This is a genomic window from Nocardia sp. NPDC102475 (assembly GCF_055584605.1).
Window position 1 is genome coordinate 1 of sequence record NZ_JBVJLS010000030.1, and the last position, 22,524, is coordinate 22,524.

23 protein-coding genes, 2 pseudogenes and 1 riboswitch are annotated in these 22,524 nt (G+C 65.3%); of the genes and pseudogenes, 11 read left to right on the plus strand and 14 right to left on the minus strand.

What is annotated here, in order from left to right:
* Nucleotides 1-235 (plus strand): annotated as a pseudogene (locus ACZ60G_RS37250) (hypothetical protein); the annotation flags it as partial.
* Between the two features lie 28 nt (nt 236-263).
* On the opposite strand, the gene ACZ60G_RS37255 reads toward ACZ60G_RS37250, so the two are convergent.
* The 3 genes from ACZ60G_RS37255 to ACZ60G_RS37265 form a co-directional block, all read right to left on the minus strand.
* Nucleotides 264-1,769, minus strand: a complete 1,506-nt coding sequence (locus tag ACZ60G_RS37255) for an SH3 domain-containing protein (RefSeq protein WP_465816404.1) — start codon at nt 1,767-1,769, stop codon at nt 264-266.
* Nucleotides 1,770-2,014: 245 nt separating this feature from the next.
* Nucleotides 2,015-2,806, minus strand: a complete 792-nt coding sequence (locus ACZ60G_RS37260) for a thioesterase family protein (protein ID WP_465816406.1) — start codon at nt 2,804-2,806, stop codon at nt 2,015-2,017.
* Nucleotides 2,807-2,887: 81 nt separating this feature from the next.
* Entirely contained in the window at nt 2,888-4,132 is a 1,245-nt protein-coding gene (locus tag ACZ60G_RS37265) for a KasA/KasB family beta-ketoacyl-ACP synthase (RefSeq protein ID WP_465816407.1), read from the minus strand.
* Nucleotides 4,133-4,171: 39 nt separating this feature from the next.
* Between ACZ60G_RS37265 and ACZ60G_RS37270 the strand changes: the two genes are divergently transcribed.
* A complete protein-coding gene (locus ACZ60G_RS37270; RefSeq protein WP_465816409.1) occupies nt 4,172-4,729 on the plus strand; it encodes a TetR/AcrR family transcriptional regulator in 558 nt (185 codons plus the stop codon).
* A gap of 83 nt (nt 4,730-4,812) precedes the next feature.
* Here ACZ60G_RS37270 and ACZ60G_RS37275 read toward each other — a convergent pair whose 3' ends face one another.
* The gene (locus ACZ60G_RS37275) at nt 4,813-5,289 is read right to left on the minus strand and encodes a DUF1772 domain-containing protein (protein WP_465816411.1); all 477 of its coding nucleotides are present in this window, start codon (nt 5,287-5,289) and stop codon (nt 4,813-4,815) included.
* 394 nt (nt 5,290-5,683) lie between these two features.
* On the minus strand, nt 5,684-6,253 hold the full coding sequence (locus ACZ60G_RS37280; protein ID WP_465816413.1) for a TetR/AcrR family transcriptional regulator: 570 nt from the start codon (nt 6,251-6,253) through the stop codon (nt 5,684-5,686).
* A 122-nt stretch (nt 6,254-6,375) separates the two neighbouring features.
* On the opposite strand from ACZ60G_RS37280, the gene ACZ60G_RS37285 reads away from it, so the two are divergent.
* Complete coding sequence (locus ACZ60G_RS37285) at nt 6,376-7,818, plus strand: MDR family MFS transporter (protein WP_465816415.1); 1,443 nt, start codon at nt 6,376-6,378, stop codon at nt 7,816-7,818.
* A gap of 27 nt (nt 7,819-7,845) precedes the next feature.
* Here the strand turns inward: ACZ60G_RS37285 and ACZ60G_RS37290 are convergent, their stop codons facing one another.
* Nucleotides 7,846-8,307 carry a MarR family winged helix-turn-helix transcriptional regulator gene (locus ACZ60G_RS37290; protein WP_465816416.1) on the minus strand — a complete coding sequence of 154 codons (462 nt, stop codon included), beginning with the start codon at nt 8,305-8,307 and terminating at the stop codon, nt 7,846-7,848.
* Between the two features lie 58 nt (nt 8,308-8,365).
* Between ACZ60G_RS37290 and ACZ60G_RS37295 the strand changes: the two genes are divergently transcribed.
* Both ACZ60G_RS37295 and ACZ60G_RS37300 read left to right on the plus strand, forming a co-directional pair.
* Nucleotides 8,366-8,773 (plus strand): VOC family protein, encoded by a 408-nt coding sequence (locus ACZ60G_RS37295; protein WP_465816418.1) that lies wholly within the window; start codon nt 8,366-8,368, stop codon nt 8,771-8,773.
* A gap of 67 nt (nt 8,774-8,840) precedes the next feature.
* Nucleotides 8,841-9,323, plus strand: coding sequence for a VOC family protein (locus tag ACZ60G_RS37300; protein ID WP_465816420.1), 483 nt, complete (start codon nt 8,841-8,843; stop codon nt 9,321-9,323).
* On the opposite strand, the gene ACZ60G_RS37305 is transcribed toward ACZ60G_RS37300, so the two are convergent.
* Nucleotides 9,316-9,510: a hypothetical protein gene (locus tag ACZ60G_RS37305; RefSeq protein ID WP_433524446.1), complete on the minus strand. Its 195-nt coding sequence runs from the start codon at nt 9,508-9,510 to the stop codon at nt 9,316-9,318. The genes ACZ60G_RS37300 and ACZ60G_RS37305 overlap by 8 nt on opposite strands.
* 108 nt (nt 9,511-9,618) lie before the next feature.
* Nucleotides 9,619-9,744, plus strand: a riboswitch (TPP riboswitch).
* Between ACZ60G_RS37305 and thiC the strand changes: the two genes are divergently transcribed.
* Complete coding sequence (thiC, locus tag ACZ60G_RS37310) at nt 9,736-11,361, plus strand: phosphomethylpyrimidine synthase ThiC (RefSeq protein WP_465816422.1); 1,626 nt, start codon at nt 9,736-9,738, stop codon at nt 11,359-11,361. Its footprint overlaps the riboswitch before it by 9 nt.
* A gap of 115 nt (nt 11,362-11,476) precedes the next feature.
* Here the strand turns inward: thiC and ACZ60G_RS37315 are convergent, their stop codons facing one another.
* Complete coding sequence (locus ACZ60G_RS37315) at nt 11,477-12,862, minus strand: lipase family protein (protein WP_465816424.1); 1,386 nt, start codon at nt 12,860-12,862, stop codon at nt 11,477-11,479.
* Between the two features lie 96 nt (nt 12,863-12,958).
* Between ACZ60G_RS37315 and ACZ60G_RS37320 the strand changes: the two genes are divergently transcribed.
* Nucleotides 12,959-13,645: a TetR/AcrR family transcriptional regulator gene (locus ACZ60G_RS37320; protein WP_465816426.1), complete on the plus strand. Its 687-nt coding sequence runs from the start codon at nt 12,959-12,961 to the stop codon at nt 13,643-13,645.
* Between the two features lie 3 nt (nt 13,646-13,648).
* Here the strand turns inward: ACZ60G_RS37320 and fahA are convergent, their stop codons facing one another.
* The 3 genes from fahA to ACZ60G_RS37335 form a co-directional block, all read right to left on the minus strand.
* A complete protein-coding gene (gene fahA, locus ACZ60G_RS37325; protein ID WP_465816428.1) occupies nt 13,649-14,824 on the minus strand; it encodes a fumarylacetoacetase in 1,176 nt (391 codons plus the stop codon).
* A complete protein-coding gene (locus ACZ60G_RS37330; protein ID WP_465816429.1) occupies nt 14,821-16,077 on the minus strand; it encodes a homogentisate 1,2-dioxygenase domain-containing protein in 1,257 nt (418 codons plus the stop codon). Before ACZ60G_RS37330 ends, fahA begins: the two co-directional genes overlap by 4 nt.
* A 136-nt stretch (nt 16,078-16,213) precedes the next feature.
* On the minus strand, nt 16,214-16,840 hold the full coding sequence (locus ACZ60G_RS37335) for a TetR/AcrR family transcriptional regulator (protein ID WP_465816431.1): 627 nt from the start codon (nt 16,838-16,840) through the stop codon (nt 16,214-16,216).
* A 467-nt stretch (nt 16,841-17,307) separates the two neighbouring features.
* Here ACZ60G_RS37335 and ACZ60G_RS37340 point away from each other — a divergent pair, with 467 nt between their 5' ends.
* Both ACZ60G_RS37340 and ACZ60G_RS37345 read left to right on the plus strand, forming a co-directional pair.
* Complete coding sequence (locus ACZ60G_RS37340; RefSeq protein WP_465816433.1) at nt 17,308-17,790, plus strand: helix-turn-helix domain-containing protein; 483 nt, start codon at nt 17,308-17,310, stop codon at nt 17,788-17,790.
* Nucleotides 17,675-18,399: pseudogene (locus ACZ60G_RS37345) on the plus strand (RNA-guided endonuclease InsQ/TnpB family protein). The gene ACZ60G_RS37340 and the pseudogene ACZ60G_RS37345 overlap by 116 nt, the downstream one beginning before the upstream one ends.
* A gap of 423 nt (nt 18,400-18,822) precedes the next feature.
* On the opposite strand, the gene ACZ60G_RS37350 reads toward ACZ60G_RS37345, so the two are convergent.
* Genes ACZ60G_RS37350 through ACZ60G_RS37360 form a run of 3 tightly spaced genes read right to left on the minus strand, consistent with a single transcriptional unit; the run spans nt 18,823 to nt 21,266 of the window.
* A complete protein-coding gene (locus ACZ60G_RS37350; protein WP_465816434.1) occupies nt 18,823-19,638 on the minus strand; it encodes an exodeoxyribonuclease III in 816 nt (271 codons plus the stop codon).
* Nucleotides 19,639-19,693: 55 nt separating this feature from the next.
* On the minus strand, nt 19,694-20,683 hold the full coding sequence (locus tag ACZ60G_RS37355; protein WP_465816436.1) for an N-acetylglutamate synthase, CG3035 family: 990 nt from the start codon (nt 20,681-20,683) through the stop codon (nt 19,694-19,696).
* Nucleotides 20,676-21,266 carry a peptide deformylase gene (locus tag ACZ60G_RS37360; RefSeq protein WP_397050147.1) on the minus strand — a complete coding sequence of 197 codons (591 nt, stop codon included), beginning with the start codon at nt 21,264-21,266 and terminating at the stop codon, nt 20,676-20,678. The genes ACZ60G_RS37355 and ACZ60G_RS37360 overlap by 8 nt, the downstream gene beginning before the upstream one ends.
* Before the next feature lie 186 nt (nt 21,267-21,452).
* Between ACZ60G_RS37360 and ACZ60G_RS37365 the strand changes: the two genes are divergently transcribed.
* Together ACZ60G_RS37365 and ACZ60G_RS37370 are read left to right on the plus strand one after the other, a co-directional pair.
* Nucleotides 21,453-21,800: a DUF3263 domain-containing protein gene (locus tag ACZ60G_RS37365; RefSeq protein WP_433600971.1), complete on the plus strand. Its 348-nt coding sequence runs from the start codon at nt 21,453-21,455 to the stop codon at nt 21,798-21,800.
* Nucleotides 21,801-21,947: 147 nt separating this feature from the next.
* Nucleotides 21,948-22,508, plus strand: coding sequence for a LytR C-terminal domain-containing protein (locus tag ACZ60G_RS37370; protein WP_465816438.1), 561 nt, complete (start codon nt 21,948-21,950; stop codon nt 22,506-22,508).
* The last annotated feature ends 16 nt before the right edge of the window (nt 22,509-22,524 follow it).

Sequence of the window (22,524 nt, forward strand, 5' to 3'; positions counted from 1 at the left end):
CGGCGACCAACACGCCCACCGCCGCCGGCGAGGAACCCACGGCGGCCGCCCGCCAGCGTTCGATACCGAAACCTACAAGCAACGCCACGCCGTCGGATGCGGCATCAACCAGCTCAAACAAAACCGCGCCGTGGCAACCCGATACGACAAACTCGCCGTCCGCTACCTGGCCACTGTCCACATCGCAGCCATCAACATCTGGCTTGGCACCGGCTACTTCTTAAACACGGCCTAGCTCGTTCCGGTGGTCCGTGACCGGGGCATCAGACGTGCCTGTCGTCGGTGGGTGTCCAGGGGGCACCGGGCCGTGCGAGGGGTTGGATCGCGCGGCCGTCGACCCATGCGGTCCAGCCGTTATTGCAGGCGATATGCGCCCAGTCCCCGGCGCGGCCGAGGATCTGTAGTTCGACGCCGGGATCGATGCTGGTGATGGGGCCGAGGCTCGGATCGGGCGCGGCCCATGCGTCCAATCCGCCCTCGGGTACCAGGTGGGTCGGGTACCACAGGGCGGCAAGGGGTTCGATGGCGCGGCCGTCGACCCATGCGGTCCAGCCGTTGTTGCAGGCGATATGCGCCCAGTCGCCGGAGCGATCGAGGATCTGGAGTTCGACGCGCGGTTCGATGCGGGCGACGGGCGGCCGGGTCGAGTCGGGAGTGGCCCATGCGGGCATGCCGTTGGCGGGCACCTGGTGGGTCGGATGAAATGCCGGAGTGCTGCCGCGCTCGACCGCCGGTACTTCTTCCGTGGGTACGGCAGACGTGTCGAATGCCGCTAAGCCACCGGCGAACGGCTTGACCACGGCGGGATCCAGCACATCGCGGACCAGCCTGAGCGCGACTTCGGTTGTGGTCTCCAACAATTCGGCACGCGGATTGCGCGCCGCAAGCTCGCGCCAGCATGCGAACCGGGTCGAGAACGTCGAACGGAACACCGTGAAATGGGCGAGCGCGTCCTGTTTCGTTGCCGCACCGTTCATTACGGCAATGCTCCCGGTCGTCAACAGTTGACCGAACGACCGTGCCACCGCGGTCCCGGCATCGGTGAATCGGTACCTGCCGAGCGCCTCCAGTCGAACAAGGCTCAGCGACGCCAGCCGCGCCAGTCCCTCCGTCATCCGGCCGGCCGCCGCCGCGAGTGATACCGGTATGGCGCCCTGGGCGGCGGACAAGGCCCAACGAGTGTCGCCGGCGGCCAGCCCCTTGGCGAGTTGCTCCTCCAGCTCGAGCGCTCGCAGCTCGAGCGGTCCGGCCGCGACGTTTCGACGCAGGACCCCGGCCAGGCGGGCCTCTTGTGCCGCATCGGCGGCGGCGAGCAGTGCGGCGAATGCGATGAGATCGAGGTCGATCGGGGGTGATGCGAATCCGGGGCCGTAGGAGGTGAGATCGAGCAGTTGGTCGACCAGCATGGTGGCCTGGGTGAGCGTTGGCACGACGGTGAAATCGAAGCCCTCGTCGCCGGTCCCGGCCTGCATGACGAAGGTGCCTTCTTCGTCTCCGCGCAGCAGCAGCGCCGCTGTCCGGTTGTCCTGCCCGACGCGGTTGGCGGTGACGGCGGTGACATGCGCGGGATCGGCGGCGATCCGCAGTGCTCCTGTCGCCGGTCCGGTGAGTCGGTCGTCCGCTTCGAGCAGTCCGGTGTCCCGCAGCGCCGCTGCCGGGTCGGACGGCGGGGCCGTCAGCGGCAGCGCGGACCGTGGTCCCGGCTTCAGCCCGGCGATGGACATGGCCGCGGCGAGTTGGTCCGGGTCCAGTCGGAAACGCATCAACATCGTCGACTCCTTCCCGCGTCCGGATCGCCGCGCGAAGGCGGCTCAGTGGGCGTCTCGGGTCGACCGAATCACTTTTATGGTTTCACATGCGGCGATTGCTCAGCAACAGGTCGAGCGGCGGCCTCGACCTGCGAAGTTCGGATCGCTCACGGCATTGATCCGGTCTGCCGGTTAACCCGATCCGACGGCGCGCACCAGGCATCCGCGCAGGGCCGCGATCTTCGACCGCGCAGGTTGCGGCCGAGCTACCGCGGGCCGAGGAACAGGGTTTGGGTGCTGCGGCCGAGCGGACCCTTCTCGTCGAATAGCGCGGACTCGGCCAAGCCGATGCCGTGCGGTTGCGGATAGGTGGCGGCGTCCAGGCAGACCCATTCACCGACCGGCTGCCGGTGCAGCGTGACCGTGAGATCGGTATTGATGAACAGGTATCGGTTCCAATCCAGCACCCGGCTGACACCGTTGCCCGAATCCGCCGCGGCGAGTGTGCGTTCCAGCGGACTCGGCGTGGTACCGGCCACGATCGGATATTTCAGCCGGATCCAGCAGATCGCCGGGCCGGGATCGGCGAACGACCCGGACGCGAAGCGATAGTCGATGCCGGTGTGGAAACCGACGGGCTGAGTCGACGGAAAGTGGGACGGCACCGCCTGATCCGGTCCGGGACGGGCACCGGTCGGCAGGAACTGTTCGGGCAGTTCGAGTTCCGGCTCGGCGAGTTTGAATCGCCAGGCATTCGCCCGCATGACCGGTCCGCGATCGGTGGACAGCGTCGCTTCGATCAGCTCCACACTGCGTCCGGGGCGGGCCACCCGCGTCTGCACCGTCAGTGGCTCCAAGGGAACCGGGCCGAGGATTTCCACCGCGACCCGCCCGACCTGGAATCCGGCCCGCGGCTCACAGCGTTCGATCGCATGCCCGAGCAGCGCGGATGGTGGTCCCGCGTGCTGGGCGTCGGGTGACCACGGACCGCGGGTCAGTTCGGTCGAGACGAACCGATTCGGGTTCGCCGGATCTGGGGTGTAGAAGGCGTCGGCCACGTCGTTGTCCCGTTCCGCTGGGTTGTTCGTACGGTTAACGATTCTGCTACGACGCTACCCCGCGGCAACGAGCCGCCACCGCTACGCCCGGCCGAAGGCCAAGGCGACATTGTGGCCGCCGAAGCCGAACGAGTTGTTGAGCGCGAAGTCGATGCGCTGCTCGCGGGGCGCGCCCGCCACGATATCGAGGTCGATCTTCAGGTCCCGATTATCGAGATTCAATGTGGGCGGGACGATCTGGTCGCGCAGCGTCAGCATGGTGAGGATGGATTCGAGCGCACCGACCGCGCCGATCGAATGGCCGAGTGCGGATTTGGGCGCGTATACCGATGCCTCCGGCGTCACCGCGGTGATGGCATTGGCTTCCGACGCGTCGCCGATCGATGTCGAGGTGGCGTGCGCATTGACGTGCTGAATATCCGAAACCTGCAGTCCGGCAGTGCATATCGCCTTGCGCATGGCGCGCGCGGCGCCGATGCCCTCCGGCTCCGACGCGACGATGTGATAGGCGTCCGAGGTGATCCCCGCGCCCAGCACCCGGCCGTGGATCTGCGCCCCGCGCGCCCGCGCATGCCGCTCGGACTCCAGCACCAGCAGTGCCCCCGCTTCGCCGAAGACGAACCCGTCGCGATCCCGGTCGAATGGCCGAGATGCCCGCTCCGGTTCGTCATTGCGCGTGCTCATCGCCCGCATCATGGCGAAACTCGCGATCGGCACCGCATCGATATGCCCCTCGACGCCACCGGCCACCACCACATCCGCCTCACCGGTGGTGATCAGCCGCCAGGCATGCGCGATCGCCTCCGAACCGGAGGAACAGGCCGATACCGGCGCGAAAACCCCTGCCTTGGCACCGATTTCGAGCCCGACCGTCGCGGCCGGACCATTCGGCATAACCATCGGTACCGACATCGGCGACACCTTCCGGTAGCCGCCGTCGCGCATCGAATCGACGGCATTGATCAGCGCATCGCCGCCGCCGAGCCCGGTGCCGATGACGACCGCGAGCCGCTCACCCTCGACCTCGGGTGCGCCCGCATTGCGCCAGACCTTGCGGCCCAGTACCAGTGCCATCTGCTCGACATACGAGTGGCGGCGCTGTTCGACGCGGGTGAGCTGATCGCCCGGCCGTGACTTCAACTTGCCGCCGATGCGGACCGGCAGATCGTATTCGGCCACGAAATCGTCGGCGAGGATGCCGATACCGCTGTGCCCGGCGAGCAGCCCGGACCAGGTCGCGTCGATGTCGTCGGCGATCGATGTGGTGGCGGCGACCGCGGTGACCACAACGGCCGGGCGAGTTTCTGAAGCGATTGTTACAGTCACGATGTCATGAATACCTGTACCAATCGCTACAGTCAACCCATGGCCCGTCCACTCGACCACGCGAAACGCGCCGACCTGCTGGCCGGTGTCGTCGAATACATCGCCGCCCACGGCCTCGGCGACCTGTCGCTGCGCCCGCTCGCCGCCGAACTCGGCACCAGCTCGCGCATGCTGATCCACTACTTCAGCACCAAGGAAGAACTGCTGGTGCAGGCGCTGACTACGCAGCGCCCGGATATCGCCGCGGTCTTCGCGGGGGTCTCCGATGCGGCGTCATTGCGCGAGCGGCTCGGCGAATTCTGTGCGGTGAATATCGCGGGTGAGGCCACGACGAGTGTCCGGGTGCTGCTGCAGGTGCTGGGGGCGGCCTGTGCGCCGGGTAGTCCCTATGGCGAATACGCGAATGCCGCGATCGCGACCTTCATCGGGACGCTCGCGAATGCGCTACGTCGAATCGAATCCGTCGACGATCCGGAAGCCGTTGCCACGCTGTTGGTTTCGGGGCTGCGCGGCATCATTCAGGATCGGTTGATAACCGGTGACGTGGAGCGCACCGACCGGGCGGCGCGCAGACTGATCGACCAAACCATCCGCTAGGCAACATATTTCGGAGAACGTGAAAACCCTGTGTCGGCCGCACCTTGCGTGTGCGGCCGACACAGGGTTGTCGATGAGGCGCGTCAGGCGAGGGCGATCGCGGCGCAGAGCGCGGCGATGGCGATGAACTGCAGGGCCACCCGGCCGTTGATCACGTTATTCCACTTGTCCTGCAGCGCACGGGCATTCGATGGAATGACGCCGGAGTGCGCCGCGGCGGTCTGCTGGGTGTTCACCGGCTTCGCCACCCGAACGTAGATGCCGAGCCAGGTCACCAGCGCCACGACGGCGATACCCGCCGCGATCGCCGCTGCCGCGTGGCCGACGATCGCCGCGAGAGCCGTTGCCGCAACGGCGGTTACCACACCGCTGATGCCGACGATCGGCATCCTGCGGTCGCCGTAGTAGTGACCCCAGCCCGCCGAGATGGTCACGGTCCGGTCGTCCAGCTTGTCGTACACCGACCGCGTGATCAGTGCGAAGCAGGCATCGGTGCCGTAGACGACGGCGTTCGCGAGGACCGAGACGATGGCGACGACCTGGATGAGTGTGGTGATCATGAGCTGTTCCCGTTCTGTGCTTGTAGCGTTGATAGAGAATCTAGCAACGCTAGAACTCTTCGTCAACCGATATCGGGATTCCGCATGCCGCCGCAACGAGCAGATCGGTAGCGTGTTGTTGTCTGAAGCGCTGGAAACGCTGACGGAATCCCGAATGGGCACGCGGGGGTGTGGTGTCCGAGGGGTTGCTGGAGTGAGCGAGGTTCCGGAGTGCGGCGGCCGCCAGACCCTCGGCGAGCATTCGATCGGATCGGTCGGCGGGATCATGCCTTCGGACTCGGTGACGGACTTGCGATCACTGCCGCCGCGGCGGTGCTGGTCCCGCCGGAACGCGCCGGATAGGCGGGCGCGGTTTCCGAGACCAACCGCGAACTCGGCACCGGCCCTCCGGAAGTTACCGACCCCAGCCGTTTTCGAGCAGGTCGAACAACTCGCGGAACGCGCTCGCCGGATCTTCCCTGGTACTCGCGACTTTGGCGGCTTCCAGTGCGAAGTGGGCGAGTCCCGCGGCCGCGAGATCGCCCGCCGGTGCGCCGGTCGCCTCGGCGATCGCGGCCGCCAATGCGGATTCGTGCCGCAGCAGCATCTGGTGCGCGTACTCGCGCAGCGCGGGCGTCGAGTCGACGAGTCGATGAAAGGCCACGATTCCGGGATCGTCGCTGCGTGCGGTGCGGGTGCGCATCAGATAGCCGCGCAGTGCGTGGATGACCGATTGCCCGGCGGTCCGGTCGCGGACGGCCGCGACCAGGTCGGCCTCGATATCCGCGTCCAGGTCGAAGACCAGTGACTCCTTATTGGGGAAATGCTTGAACAGCGTGCTCAGCGATACATCCGCCGCCTCGGCGACCTCTCGCACGCCGACATTGTCGTAGCCGCGTTCGGTGAACAGCTTTGTCGCGGCATCGGCCAGGGCCTGCCGCGTCTGTGCCTTCTTGCGCTCCCTGCGCCCGGTCGTCGCGGTCATGCGGCAACTCTACCCGATTAGGCTATCTGCACCAAAGTCGGAGCAGTTGTACTTTTGTAGCGACTGTGATTTTCTGAAGCGGGTCGGCAGTCCCCGAACTGCCGAGAAGGAGGTGAGCGGCCATGACCGCAGAAATGACCGAGACGAAGACCGCATCCACGCGACAGATCCGATTGGTACTGGCCGGGGTGCTGCTGGCGATGCTGCTGGCAATGTTGGACAACGCGATCGTCGGCACCGCGATGCCGACGATCGTGCGCGAATTGGGCGGACTGTCCCACGTCGCCTGGGTGGTGACCGCCTACACCCTGCTGTCGGCGATCTCGACGCCGGTATGGGCGAAACTCGGCGACCTGTACAGCCGAAAGACCGTATTCCTCAGTGCCATTGGCGTGTTCCTGATCGGCTCGGTGCTGGCGGGCGCGTCCTGGTCGATGCCCGCGCTGATCGGATTCCGCGCACTGCAGGGCCTCGGCGCGGGTGGTATCGCGGTAACCGCTTTCGCCGTCATCGGTGCGCTGGTCCCGCCGCGGGAACGCGGAAAGTATCAGGGCATGACCGCAACCACGATGGCCGTCGGCACCATCGGCGGACCGCTGCTCGGCGGTGTGATCACCGACGGACTCGACTGGCGCTGGGCCTTCTACATCAATATTCCGCTCGGGCTGCTGGCCTTCACCTGGTCGTGGTGGCGGCTCGACCTGCCCGTCGCGCGCAGGAAGGTGACCATCGACTACGCGGGCGTTCTCGCGCTGACGATCGCGATCGCCGCCCTGGTGCTGATCGCGACCTGGGGCGGTGTCGACTACGCGTGGCTCTCGGCGCAGATCATCGCGCTGGCGGTACTCGCGTTGGTCGCGTTGGCCGCCTTCCTGGTGATCGAACGCCGGGCCGTCGACCCGGTTATCCCGCTGGGGATCTTCCGCACCCGTAATCTCACCCTGGCCGCACTGACCGCTCTGGTCGGCGGCGTGATCATGTTCGGATCGGTGCTGTATCTGCCGCTGTTCCAACAGACGGTGCAGGGGGCCTCGGCCGCGAACTCCGGACTGCTCCTGCTGCCGATGATGTTGCCGCTGCTGGTGGTCTCCCAGATCGTCGGGAAGCGGATGACCGCGACCGGCAAGTACAAGATCTTCTTCATCCTTGGCGGGCTGTTCCTCACCGCGGGCGCAGTACTGCTGTCCACCCTCGACGCCGAAACAGATCGTCTGACAACGGGTTTCGCCATGGCGCTGATGGGCACCGGACTCGGCTTCTCCATGCAGCTTTCCACCGCCGTCGCACAGAACAGTGTCGAAATGGCGAATATCGGCGCGGCATCCGGTGCGGTCACGCTGTTCCGCACCCTGGGCGGATCAATCGGCGTCGCCGCCTTCGGATCCCTGTTCACCAGGTCGCTACAGGGCCATGTACCCACCGAGGGACACGGCTACCTCGCGGCCTTCGCCACCGGCACCGGACACGTCTTTCTGGCCGCCGCCGCGATCTGCGCACTCGGCTTCCTGATCGCCTGGTTTGTCGAAGAAGTTCCGTTGCGCGGCAAGGCTCCCGAGTCGGACTGACGATCTCCGGCGCGGGCCGACGAGGGGTCAGTCCGCGCCGGAGATCGAGTGCGTGTGCTCGAACAACCTGAGCAGCATGTCCGACAGCACAATTCGCTCTTCTCGGCCGAGTGGGGCGAGGATCTCGTCACGCACCTGCCGAGCCTCCTTCTCGAGGTCCCGCAACAAGGCCCGGCCGGTCCTGGTGATCCGCACCGATATTCGACGACGATCGGCGGGATCGCGAGTGCGTTCGACCTGACCGGCACTCGCCAATTCGTCGACGATCTTCGCCACATCGCTCGGATGGATATCGAGCCGCATGCCCAGATCGCGCTGCGCATGCGGCCCGAAATCGGCGAGTGCGGCAAGCACCGCCATATGCCACAGCCGAAGCCCGCGCGCCGCAAGCCGATCGGCGAATCGTCCCCGCGCGACCTTGCCCACCCGCGACAGCAGGTAGGTCTCGAGGCCGAGCAGGCTCGGCGGAAGTGCACGCGCGGAGTCCATGCGACAAATTATAGGGTGCGACCTACGATAGGTTCGCACCTACTAATAAGGAGACAGCATGGACGCCCTGTACTCGAGACTGCTCGTCACCCGTTTCGCCGAATGCTTCGACTTCTACAACGCCGTCCTCCCGGAGCTCATCGGCGCGAAGCTGATCAAAGGCACCGCGGCGGGCCCCTATGCGAACTGGGATGTCGACGACCAAGCGGTACTCGTGCTCTTCGATCGCGGCGCGATGTCCGAAGTCGTCGGCACCACCGATCTGCCCGTCACCGCCGCGCCCGCGCAGGATGCCGTGATGTTCGTCTGCCGAGTGCCCGACGTCGACGCGGGCCTCGACCTGTGCCTGCGCAATGGTGCGACCCTGGCCGCCGCCGCGAACGATCGCCCGAACTGGGGCCCGAACCTGCGCACAGCACACCTGCGCGACCCAGCGGGTACCCTGATCGAGCTCCAGTCCTACTGACGGGCGATGAATTCCGTCCGCCAGCACCGTCGGCACTAATACAGGCACACCGATCGGGAGGACCGCCATGCAGAAAATCGTCACGAACCTCTGGTACGACACCCAGGCCGAGGAGGCCGCCGAGTTCTACTGTTCGCTGTTCGAGGATTCGAAGATCACCAATGTCGTGCCCTACTCCGAGGTGGGTCCGCGCGAAGCCGGGCTGACGATGCTCGTCGATTTCGAACTCAACGGACAGAAGTTCACCGCCATCAACGGCGGCGGCGATTACCACTACACCCACGCCATGTCGCTGCTGGTGAATTGCGACAGCCAGGACGAGGTCGACCGGCTCTGGACGACACTGCTCGCCGACGGCGGCCAGCCGATCGAATGTGGTTGGCTCAACGATAAATACGGTATTCCCTGGCAGATCTGGCCCGTCGAAGCCGACACCCTGTTGACGAGTACCGACCGCGCGGCCGCGAACCGCGCCATGCAGGCGATGCTCGGTATGCAGAAGATCGACCTGCAAGGCATGCGGGACGCCTACGAGGGCAAGATCAGCTGATCTGCCAGGAGCCGACCTCGCGGTATCCGGAGTTGTAGATCGCTGAGCTGTCACCCTCGGTGATCTGGTAGTGCTTCATATTGCCTCCCCAATAGCGCAGGATCCGGCCGAGCTCATCGGCGAGATCGGCCGGCGCGGCCACGCCGTCGGGCAGGGCATCCAGATCTACCTCCAGGATGAATTTCACCCTGAGGAATGTACCGGCGCCCGGTCGGGCCTCGGGCGCTTCGCTGTATGTTCCTCCGATCGCCCGGCGGGGCGCGGACGTGGAAAGGTATCGTCGGGCGGGAAAATTTCACACACCAACGGGGGCTCGCACCAGCGGGCTGAGAGGACGGCTAGCCCATTCGGGCGTTCAGGGCCGTCGACCGTATGAACCTGACCGGGTAATGCCGGCGTAGGGAGGATATTCATGGGCACACCTGTAGATTCCGTGACCACCGGTCCGATCGAAGGCAGCGTCAAGCACTACCAACAGGTCGATGACCTGCGCATTCCGGTGCGCCGGATCAATCTGACCAATGGCGAGCACTTCGACGTCTACGACACCTCGGGCCCGTACACCGATGACACGGCGTCCATCGATCTGGAGGCCGGGCTACCGAAGCTGCGCGACAGCTGGACCAAGCCCGGAGTCGACGGTCCGCCGACCCAGCTGGCCTGGGCGCGGCAGGGCATCATCACCCCCGAGATGCGCTTCATCGCCGCGCGCGAGGGCGTCACGCCGGAGCTGGTGCGCGACGAGGTCGCCGCCGGTCGCGCGGTCATCCCGGCCAATCACAAGCATCCGGAGCTGGAGCCGACCATCATCGGCAAGAAGTTCCTGGTGAAGATCAATGCCAATATCGGCAATTCGGCCGTGTCCTCCTCGATCGCGGAGGAGGTGGAGAAGATGGTGTGGGCCACCCGCTGGGGCGCGGACACCATCATGGATCTGTCCACCGGCAAGAACATTCACGAGACGCGCGAATGGATCCTGCGCAACTCGCCCGTCCCGGTCGGCACCGTGCCGATCTATCAGGCGCTGGAGAAGGTGAACGGCGATCCCACCGCGCTCACCTGGGAGATCTACCGCGACACCGTGATCGAGCAGTGCGAGCAGGGCGTCGACTATATGACCGTGCACGCCGGTGTGCTGCTGCGCTATGTGCCGCTGACCGCCAAGCGGGTCACCGGCATCGTCTCGCGCGGCGGATCCATCATGGCCGCATGGTGTCTGGCGCATCATCAGGAGTCGTTCCTGTACACCAACTTCGCCGAACTCTGCGAGATCCTGGCGCGCTACGACGTGACCTTCTCCCTCGGTGACGGCCTGCGTCCCGGCTCCATCGCCGATGCCAATGACGAGGCCCAGTTCGCCGAGCTGCGCACCCTCGGTGAGCTGACCAAGATCGCGAAATCGCATGGCGTGCAGGTCATGATCGAGGGTCCGGGTCACGTGCCGATGCACAAGATCGTGGAGAACGTGCGGCTGGAGGAGGAACTGTGCGAGGAGGCGCCGTTCTACACCCTCGGCCCGCTCGCCACCGATATCGCACCCGCCTACGACCACATCACCTCGGCCATCGGCGCGGCCATCATCGCCCAGGCGGGCACCGCGATGCTCTGCTATGTCACTCCCAAGGAGCACCTCGGCCTGCCCAACCGCGACGACGTCAAGGTCGGCGTGATCACCTACAAGATCGCCGCGCACGCCGCTGACCTCGCCAAAGGCCATCCGCACGCCCAGGACCGGGATAACGAGCTGTCCAAGGCACGGTTCGAATTCCGCTGGCGCGACCAGTTCGCCCTCTCCCTCGATCCGGATACCGCCCGGGAGTACCACGACGAAACCCTCCCCGCCGAACCCGCCAAGACCGCTCACTTCTGCTCCATGTGCGGACCGAAGTTCTGCTCCATGCGTATCTCCGCCGACGTGCGTGAATATGCCGCGCGCCAGGGGCTTTCGGATACCGAGGCGATCGAAGCCGGGATGGCGGAGAAGTCCGCCGAATTCGCCGACCACGGCGCACAGGTGTATTTGCCGGTCGTGTCGTAAAAATGGCGATAGCCCCGGACCAACGAGTGGTCCGGGGCTTCTACCTGGAAGGTACACGAAGAATCCGCCGCTCAGGAGTGGATTCGCACAAATCGATGCCGAGGGAGTTGCGTGATCAGCGTTCCCGTGGGCCGATCGGGAAACCGAGGGCGCCGAAGGTGGCGTTCAGATTGATCTCGATCTGGGTGAGCAATGCATTGAAGTCGGCGAGCATGGAAACCACGTTCTCAGTGCGACAGCCGACCTGATCCGGTGCGTCGGGAGCCAGGCGGGACTTCAGCCAGTTGAAGGTGTCGGCCATGCCGAGCGACGGAAGGCTCAGGTGTTCGCTGAGGTGGTCGCGTTTGTAGACGATCGACGCACCGTCCGCGCACCACTGCTGGTTCAGGCGATCGGTGGTCCAGATCGGCACGGCCTCGTCCAGGACACCCTGATAGATGAACAGCGGCGCGGTCGGGGTGTGTTTGCCCAGGACGGTCGCGTCGAAGATCTCGCGGATTTCCGGTAGCGCGAGGTACTGCGCGATCGGAATCGTCAGAATCCGTTGGTAATCGGTGAACATCTGGGTCAGTGCGTTGCGTGGCAGGCACTGCGAGTTGGTCCGGTTCATCAGCGCCTTGCCCTCGGGCGTCAGGTACTGATCGGTCACCTCGCGAAACTTGGGGTAGGCGTTGTAGAGCGAGGAGACGCCGATGCCGATGAGGCTGGAGAACATGGATCCGTTGACGTGCAGCAGAGATTCGACATCCGAGACCGGCGCACCGAGCGCGGCCCCTTTCACGTTCAGCTCCGGTGCATAGCTGGGTTGCATCTCTGCGGCCCAGCCGCTGCCCATGCCGCCGCCGGAATAACCCCACAGCGCCACCGGGGTATTCGCGCCGTCGAGGCCGAGCGGTTCGAATCGCTCCGCGGCCCGAATGCCGTCGAGGGTCATGTATCCCGGCTCCTCGGCCACCGCGAGATGTCCGTTGAGGCCCTCGTAGTCCGGCACCGAAATGGCCCAGCCCTGGCTGATCAGCGCGGCGATCGCGATCAGCTCGCTCTGTGAGTGGATGCCTTCGACGCCCGGCAGCCCGGCGCCCTGCTGCAGTACGAACGACGGTGCGCAGGCGATGCTGGCGCTGTCGTAGTAGAACTGCAGCGAGACCAGCGGACGCGACCGGTTCGGATCCGCGCCCGTGGGCAGGATCACGGTGCTGACGGCGGCCGTCGGCTGTCCGAACAGATCGGTGCTGCGGTAGAGCAGCTGCCATGAGCGCACGCTCAGCGGCAGTACGGTCAGCACCGCCAGCTGCACCTCGCGCGAGCGCAGAATCGTGCCGACTTCCTGCGCCTCGAAGCCATCCGGCGGTTGATAGAACGAATCCTGTTGCGGCACAGGCACAGCGGTGGCGGGCGTGGTCGTGACACCCCCGACCAGCAATGCCATCGCTATTGATACCAGCGCGGCTGCCGCGCGCAATCCGCGCATGTGGGTCGGATCTCCATTGATCACTACCACGTCTGCCCCTTCCTCATCGACGTGACAGTGATTACAACACGACTTCCTGTTACCAACAAGAACGCTTTCTGAAACTGCCCCGGCTATGGTCGAGGTATGACCCGCAGCAAATCCGCCGCGCGGCCCGATCCGACTCCGGCGCGGCGCCGCATCCGTGGTCTCGATGCCGAGCAGCGCAGCGCGCAACGGCGCAGCCAATTGCTCGACGCGGCCACCGAACTATTTGCCGAGCAAAGCTTTTCGGGTACGTCGATCGAACAGATCTGTCAGCGCGCGTTCGTCGGGACCAAGGGTTTCTACGATCATTTCGACAGCAAGGAAGCGTGCTACGTCGCGCTGCTCACCCACATCACCGAGCAGATTCAGCAGCGAGCCATCGAGGCGGCCACCGCCTCCGCCGAACTGCCATGGCCGGAGCGCGCGCAGGCCATTGTCGCGGCCTTCGTGCATGCCATTGCCGATGATCCGCGGCTGGCCAAGGTGACATTCGGCGAGGCGGGCGGCATCTCACCTGCGGTGGAGAAGCAGCGGCGCAGTAATCGGCGCTGGTCGGCGGCCTTTCTCGATCAGCAGTGGTCGGGTGCGGCGGCATCGGATCCGGAGGAGCAGCGCAGGCGAATCGCCTTGGCGCTGGCGACCATTGGCGGCATGTTCGAACTCGTCGCGGACTGGCTGCACCATCATGACGACGGTGGCGCGCCCGATATGGTCGATACGCTGATCGAGGATCTGCAGCGGTTCATCGCCGTCGTCGATGCGGGTGTTCGAACTGCCGCGCGTTGAACCTCATTCGCGCGCATGCCAGATGCGCCCGCGGACCTCGCCGAGGCCGATGCGCCGCGCATTCGCACCCGGGGCCGATGCCGTGATGACTACCTCGTCGCCGTCCTCCAGGAAGGTCCGGTGCAGTCCGTTCACCGTGACGGGTTCGGCTCCGCCCCAGGACAATTCGATGAACGAACCACGCTCGTCCGGCTCCGGTCCGGAGATGGTGCCGGACGCGTAGAGGTCGCCGGTGCGCGTGGCGGCACCGTTCGCGGTGAGATGCGCCAGCATCTGCGCGGGTGACCAGTACATCCGGGAATACGGTGGATGCGAGACGGTTTGGCCGTTCCAGTGCACGGCCAGGTCGATATCGAGGCCCCACCGCTCGCTGCCCCGCAGATAGGGCAGTGGTTCGGGTTCTTGCTTCGGTAGTCGAATGCGGGCGCTTTCCAAGGCGGCCAGCGGCGTTATCCACGCCGAGAACGAGGTCGCGAAGGACTTGCCGAGGAACGGTCCGAGCGGCTGATACTCCCAGGCCTGGATATCGCGCGCGGACCAATCGTTCACCAGCGCGACGCCGAAGACGTGCTCGGCGAACTGGTCGATATCGATCGGTGTGCCTAGTTCGGATCCGACGCCGACCACGAATCCGAGCTCGGCTTCTATATCGAGACGTTGCGACGGTCCGAAATTCGGTGTGCCGGAGGTGGTTCGGAGTTGGCCGTGCGGCCGCACGACCTCGGTCCCCGAGACTACGACGGTGCCCGCGCGGCCGTGATATCCGACCGGCAGATGCCGCCAATTGGGCAGCAGCGGTTCGGCATCGGGGCGAAACAGCCTGCCGAGGTTCGTCGCGTGGTCGATGCTGGCGTAGAAATCGACATAGTCACCGATCTCTACTGGCAGCTTGGTACGCACATCGTGCAGTAGATGTACTGCTTCCCCAGGGATTTCGTGAGCGATCAGCTCGTGGATCCGCTCGCGCGCCTCGCGCCACCGACGTGGCCCCGCCGCCATGAAGGCATTGAGACTCGGCTCGGCAAATACCGGATCCTCCAGTGCCGCAGCCAGATCGATGACTTGCTCGCCGAGTCGCACACCGACCCGGAAGTCCTGGCCCTCCGGCGCGAAGACGCCATAGGGGAGATTGTTCGGACCGAAGAGGGTGTTGTCGGGAACCTCGATGCGGGTCTTCATGCCGGCCCACGGCGCTGATTCGCGTGCGGGCGCTGATTCGGTTGCCGGTATCCGTCGGACTGCGGTCCGCGACCGGACCAGGTCCACGCATATCCGGGATCCTCGCAGGCCAGCGCGCCTTCGCCGAGTTCGAGCGGTCGGAAGGTGTCGACCATGACCGCGAGTTCATCGAAGAAATCGATGCCGATACTGCGCTCATACGCGCCCGGCTGCGGACCGTGCGCATAACCGCCGGGATGTACCGACACCGAACCCTGCCCGATGCCGGAACCCCTGCGCGCCTCGTAGTTTCCGCCGCAGTAGAACATGATCTCGTCGCTGTCGACATTGGAGTGGTAGTACGGCACCGGAATCGATAGCGGGTGGTAGTCGACCTTGCGCGGTACGAAATTGCACACCACGAAATTGGTTCCCTCGAATGCCTGATGGGCGGGCGGCGGCTGGTGCACCCGGCCGGTGAGCGGTTCGAAATCGGCGATATTGAAGGTGAGCGGATACAGGTAGCCGTCCCAGCCGACCACATCGAACGGGTGCGTCGCGTAGATCATCCGCGTGCCGACCACCCGACCGCCGGGTCGATGCTTCACCAGCACCTCGATATCGGTTCCGGTGGCGACCAGCGGTTCCCCCGGCCCGTGCAGATCCCGCTCGCAGTACGGCGAATGTTCCAGCAGCTGACCGAATTTCGAGAGATAGCGTTTCGGCGGCGTGATGTGGCTGGATGCCTCGATCACATACGCGCGCAGCGGTTCCGGGCCGCTCGGTAGCCAGCGGTGCGTGGTCGCGCGCGGAATCAGTACCTGGTCGCCCTGCCGCGCGGGGACGGTGCCGAAGACCGTTTCGACAACGGCCGCACCGGATTCCACGTACACCAGTTCGTCGCCGATCGCATTGCGGTACAGCGGTGACGCACCCTTGGCTACCACATACGAGATCCGCACATCCGCATTGCCCAGCAGCAGTCGACGGCCGGTAACCGGATCGGTTCCGGCCGGGGTATCGCCGGGGAAGAGGTTGTGCAGGCGCAGATGTCGATGGCGCAGTGGATGATTCGGGGTGAGGGTCTGGTCCGGCAGCTCCCATACCGTCGAATCCACAATGGCGGGCGGCAGGCCGCGGTGATATAGCAGCGAGGAATCGCCGGAGAAGCCCTCCTCGCCCATCAGCTCTTCGTAGTAGAGCCGTCCCCGGTCGTCTCGATGCTGGGTGTGCCGCTTCGGCGGCACCGCTCCCACCTGCCGATAGAACGCCATGACCGCACCTCCGGCTGGACCGCTGGATTTGCTTCCATCGTAGTGCCGGAAGGGCCGGTACGGTGGACATTTTGTCGGTCCTCTGCCGTCTTCTGCGGCATTTCGCCTAGCGATGGGGTGAAGTGCTGAACAATTGTCAGGCGTGACGCAATGCGCGGTACACGGCCGCCCCGACAAAGGCTCCGAGGCTCTGCGGATCCCAACCGCCCTCGCCCGCCAGCAGCGTGCGCACCGCGCCCTCACCGGCGGACACCCACAGCTCGACCAGCACCGGCAACTTGCGCTCGGCGTCCTCGGTGCCCCACGCGCGCAACGTCGGTCGCAGCAGCGTGGTGCAGCGCTCGATGGCGAGCTTGCGACCGCGCCCGAACGAATCCGCTACGGCCGGATCGGGATTGCCGTACAGCAGCCGCCACGCATCCGGTCGCTCGGCCGCCTTCTCCAGCAGTGCGCGGAAACCATCGACGAAAACGGTCTCGTCCGCGTCGACATCGCGGGGCGGGAGCACCTCGAGTACTCCGCCGACCAGAAAACTCTCTTCGCGCTGGATAAGCGCTTCGATCAACTCGACGCGATCCGGGAAGCAGGCGTAGACCACCGGTCGGGTCACATTCATCCGATCGGCGATCGCGGCCATGGTGACCGCCGCGACGCCGTGCTCGACGGCAATCGCCAGTGCGGTGTCGAGCACTTGGGGGCGGCGCCGCTCCGGGCCCAAATGCTGTGCCCGCTGCCGTGGCTGCACCGCCGTCTCGCTACCCATGGGCACCAAGATATCAGCGTTGTTCGCCGGTTTTGCGCTGGTACCGGGCCTGAAGATCGAATTCCTACATTCGTGAATGGTAGTTCTGCAGTCGCGAGTGAAGTCGCCGTAGCATGCCGGGACGATCTAGCTCCCCGGCCGAGGTAGCAATGCACTCGGCGTTGTAGCGCGACTCGACGAGGGGCAGGGAGGCAGGTCGGTTCGAAATCTCGTTCAACCCGGAACCTGCGAATTCGCCGAGTTTGATCGTGGTCGAGGATCATAATCGGTTGGCGTGGTTCAGCCTTGGATACACCGCCGCCGGGTTGCTGGTGCACGGTCGTAGTGTGCGGGTGGTGGACGATCGTGAGGTCACCCTTGGCCTGGTAGGCGATATAACCGACCTACTGACCTTGTGCTGTGACTGCCTCTATGGTCGGCGCGCGCAGCTGGGCGTGTAAGGAATCGGCGATGGGCGGGGAGGCCGTGTGAGTCATAAGCAGGGGTACCGGGTCGAGCTTGCGCCTGATGCGGAGCAGGTGGTGGCGATGGGGCGTCATTGCGGGCTGTCGCGAGTGGTGGAGAACTTCTGTCTCGAGGTTGTGCAGAAGATGTGGGCGCAGCGTAAGGCGGAGGAATCGTACGGCCTCACCGGCGATGAGTTGACTGAAGTGCCATGGACGGCACCAGCGTTGGAACGGGAATGGCGGGCCGCCCATCAACAGCGGTACCCGTGGTTCAGCGAGAACAGGATGTCCTCGCGGGTGCCGAAGGAGGCGTGCCGGGTCCGTGCTGCCGGATTCGCCAACGATCCGGGAGCAGGGCGGGCGTTGGTGGATCGCCTTCCAACTCGAGGTGGATCGCGACGAGATCAACACGCGGCGCCGCGTGCCCGAGTATGCGCCGAAATGCGGTATCGACCTCGGGCTCAGGACCTTTGCCGTCATCATCAACGACGACGGCACAAGTGAGGAAATCCACGCACCGGAGCCGTTGAAGGCCGCGCAGCGTGGGCTGGCGCGTGCCAACCGGAAGCTGGCTCGCTCCGAACCGGATTCGAAGAACCGGGCAAGGCGCGTGCGCGGGTGGCACGGTTGCATCTGCGTGTCGCGCACCGGCGCCGGGATTTTCTGCACAAGACCACCACGAGGTTGGCGAGAACCAAGTCGGCCATCGCGGTGGAGACGTTGAATGTCAAAGGAATGACCGGTAATCGGCGACTCGCGCGCGCCGTGAATGACGCCGGGTTCGGTGAGTTCGTTCGTCAGCTCGGGTACAAGGCCGACTGGTATGGGGCGAGGTTGTGGAAGGCTGATCGCTGGTTCCCGTCGTCGAAGACCTGCCGATCGTGCGGTCGAGTCCATCACGGTCTGCTCCTGGCCGACCGGACCTGGATCTGTGCCGGTTGCGACGTCGTGCACGATCGGGACCGCAACGCAGCCTCGAACCTGCTGACCGCAATGCTCGCTGCCCTCAGTGCTGAGATCGAAAGACCTCGCCGGGAAGTTCCCCGGAGAGGTGAAACGCCTCGTGGAGACTGTGTAAGACCTGATCTCCCTTGTGGAGTGGGCCGTGGTTGATGAAGCAGGAAGAATCTCGGTGAGACAATCGCCGAGACTCACGCAACGGTATCTGTTCTTCGTCGCCGAAAATCGATGGCGCCATTGCAGATGTGCCCGACCAGCTCTTCGTCGTCTTCGTTCGCGAATTTTCCATGAATGCACTCACCCTGCACACCATGCCTGCCGCGACCAAGTCCCAGCAGACCCGCGCGACGGATCTGGTGCGGTGTGCATGATCCCCTTTTGACGTCGAGTTGGACACCGAGCCACTGAAGACTTGGGTGCGGTGATTATGCGACGGAGTGAAAACGAATCGCACACGGACACGGAGTATCTGCTCGCATCGTCGGCCAATGCCGCTCATCTGCAGCGATCTATCGGACAGCTTCGGGCCGGAGATGTCGCGTTGCACGATCTCTTGGAAACCGACAACGGCGGCTCCTAGTCGGTGAATTCCGCGATCACCGGGGCGTGGTCGCTGGGGCTCTTGCCTTTTCGTTCCTCGCGGTCGACCATCGCGTCCTTGGTGCGGGCGGCGAGGGTGGGGGAGGCGAGGATGAAATCGATGCGCATGCCTTCTTTTCGGGGGAAGCGCAGTTGGGTGTAGTCCCAGTAGGTGTAGACGCCGGGGCCGGGGGCATAGGGGCGCATGACGTCGGCGAAGCCGGTTTCGACGATGGCGTCGAAGGCGTCGCGTTCGGGTTGGGAGGTGTGGGTTTTGTCGGCGAAGAATTCGACGGACCACACATCGTCGTCGGTCGGGGCGATATTCCAGTCGCCGACCAGGGCGATCTGTGCCTCCGGATTCTCGGCGAGCCACTGGGCACCGTTGGCGCGCAGGGCGGCGAGCCATTCCAGTTTGTAGGTGTAGTGCGGGTCGTGCAGGGTGCGGCCGTTGGGGACATACAGGCTCCACACCCGGACCCCGCCGCAGGTCGCACCGAGTGCGCGCGATTCCACGATCGGGGTGCTGATCAGCGATTCGGCCGCATCCTTGTCGAAGCCGGGCTGGTCCGGGAACGCGGCTTCCACATCGTCGAGGCCGATGCGCGAGGCGATGGCGACACCGTTCCACTGGTTCAACCCGATATGGGCGACCTCATAGCCGAGTTCGTCGAAGCGCTCGAACGGGAACTGGTCGTCGCGGCATTTGGTTTCCTGCATCGCGAGCACATCGATGTCCTGGCGGTCGAGGAAGTCCGCGACCCGGTCGAGGCGGGAGCGGATCGAATTGACGTTCCAGGTCGCGAGACGCACGGATGCCTTCCTTCGCAATGGGCTATAGGTCTGTTGTACCGCAGGAGGAGTTGGTTCAGCGAGAGCCGTCCGGCACGGCATAGCGGTAGGTGTGGTGGTCGAGGAAGCCCAACTCGTGATACATCGCGATGGCCCCGGTATTTTCGGCCTCGACCTGGAGATAGGCGTGGGTGGCGCCGCGGTCGGCGCCCCAGCGGATCAGCTCCGCGCAGATCAGCGAACCCAGTCCGTGCCTGCGGTGTTCGGCCGCGACCGCGACGCAGGTCAGCCCGATCCAGCGGCGGCCGTCCGGTGCGGTGGTGAGTGCGCCGCGGCCGATCGCGATGGGCTGCGGCAATCCGAGCGACGCGAAACCCACCTCGCCGTCATGTACGGCCGTCAGTACCTCTACTACCGGTGGTGTCGAAACAGGCTGTGTCGCAGGATCTTCGCCGCTGTAGCGGTGCATCGACAACCAGGCGTCATCGGGGGCGGGCACGATGCGCACCATCCGCGGCCCCTGTGGCAGTACGAAATTCTCGATATCGATCGCCAGCAGCCGGGTTTCCCGCCAACTGCGCCAGCCCGGCGGCAGCGACGCGAGCCGATCCGGCAGCGCGATCTGCACCGGCAGCCCGTGCGCGGTGTACCACTCGCCGATCCGCTGCAGCGTATCCGCGCCCCGCGCCGCCGGGCCGTCCGAGCTGCCAAGCGGCACAGCGGAATTGGCACGATTGGTATAGCCGTTTCCGGCCCGCAACAGCCAGCCGTCGAGCCAACCCTGTTCGACACCTGGCCAGCCGTAGGCCGCCGCGGCCTCCAGTGCCCGGATCTCCCTGGTTCGAATCGGCCTCGGCCCCAACGCTTTCATCGCGACCACCCGATCCACCGCGACCGCGACGACCTGCCCGTCCGCGGCACGCACGGTAGGCGGATCCAGCGAAACCAGTTCGCCGATCACATCTGTGAGTGGTTGTGGGTAACCCGCTGGCAACCGGTACCGCAGCACCACGCGCCTACCCAACTGGATATCGGGCAATAACGAATCGCCCGCAGGATCAGTCATCGTGTCCGAACGGGTCGGGCACGGTACCCGGAATCCAGCTGAGTCCCGGTGTGCCCCAACCGTTCCGCTTGATCGCCTTCTTGGCCGCGCGGGCATTGCGGCCGATCAGCACATCCACATAGAGGAATCCGTCGAGATGTCCGACCTCGTGCTGCAGCATGCGCGCGAAGAAGCCCTTGCCCTCGATCTCGACCGGTTCCCCGTGCTCATCGGTTCCGGTGACGCGGGCCCATTCGGCGCGACCGGTGGGGAACTGCTCACCGGGCACCGACAGGCAGCCCTCGTCATTGTCATCGGGATCCGGCATCGTCTCCGGAATCTCCGAGGTCTCCAGCACCGGATTGATCACCGCGCCCTTGCGTCGCACGGCCGAACCGTTGGCACCGACATCGGGGCAGTCGTAGACGAACAGCCGCAGCGGCACGCCGACCTGGTTCGCGGCCAGTCCGACGCCGTTGGCGGCATCGAGGGTCTCGTACATATCCGCGATCAGCTCGGCCAGTTCCTCCGGCGTCTGGCTGACCTGCTCGGTCGGATTGTGCAGAACCGGGTCACCGACGATCACGATGGGGAGGATTGCCATGGGGGCAATTATTGCCGATTGGCTCGTACGAGTCGCAGCCGCCGCGATCACGGGTGGTCGCGACTCGCTACCGATCGGTAGCGAACACGCCGCGACAGTGCTGGGGCAATCCAGCGGCCCGTGGTTGAATGTTCCGCGACGTACAAGCATCATTTTCGTCTGGTGGTCACTCGGCGAGGGAGCAAGATGGACGGCGCAGCGGCTCGGAATCTTTCCGGGATCCAGGACGGCCCTTCTGCGAGCGAAGATGTCACGGCAGCCCAGCAGGTCGATGGTGACGGTGACGGCCTCAGCCGTCGCGAACACGACATCCTGGCCTTCGAACGGCAATGGTGGAAATACGCCGGGGCTAAAGAAGAGGCCATTCGTGAACTGTTCGGCATGTCGCCGACCAGGTACTACCAGGTACTCAATGCCGTGGTGGATCGGCCGGAGGCACTTGCGGCCGATCCCATGCTGGTAAAGCGGTTGCGTCGACTGCGGGCGAGCAGGCAGAAGGCGCGAGCCGCTCGGAGGCTCGGCTTCCAGGTATGACGCGCCGCCGTAAAGGCGGACCCTGCGCAGAGACCACAGGGGCCGGTTTGCGGATAGGGTCATTGGCGTGAGCGAGCGTCAGCGAGTGAACCGTCAACACAGCGCGCCGTGGCGCACGGCGGAGCCGAGCGCCAGCGAGGCGCAGCCGTGAGCTACCCGAATCCCACCTCCGGCGGGCCGCCGTTGCGCGCGCTGGCGATGGTGTTGATCGCGCTGGCCATCGTTTTCGCGGGGCTCGGCGCGATGTCGTTATCGAGTTCGGATTCCGATACCTCGGGGGCGGGTGATCCCTCGAGCACAACGAGTCGGGCCGCCGCCACCACGGCGGTCGCGACGACCAACTCGCCGGTGCAGACCACGAGTGCGGCACTGACCAGTTCGGCGCCGGCCACCACGAAGCCGTCGACCACAACGGCGTCGCCGACGACAACCACGGCGAATCGCGCTGTCCCGGTACATGTTCTGAACAACAGCACCATTGTCGGACTGGCCTCGCGCACCGCGGGCGAGCTCACCGCCAACGGCTGGACGATCGCCGAGGTCGGCAACTATCCCGGCCCCAATCTCACGAATACGACTGTGTACTACGGCAATAACCCCGGCGAGAAAGAAGCCGCACTGGCCATAGCCGATGAACTGGGCGCGACCGCCGAGCTGCGCTCCGGTGGGTCGGGTTCGGGCGTGACGGTAGTTGTCACGGGCAACTGACCGGTCCGGGGGCTCG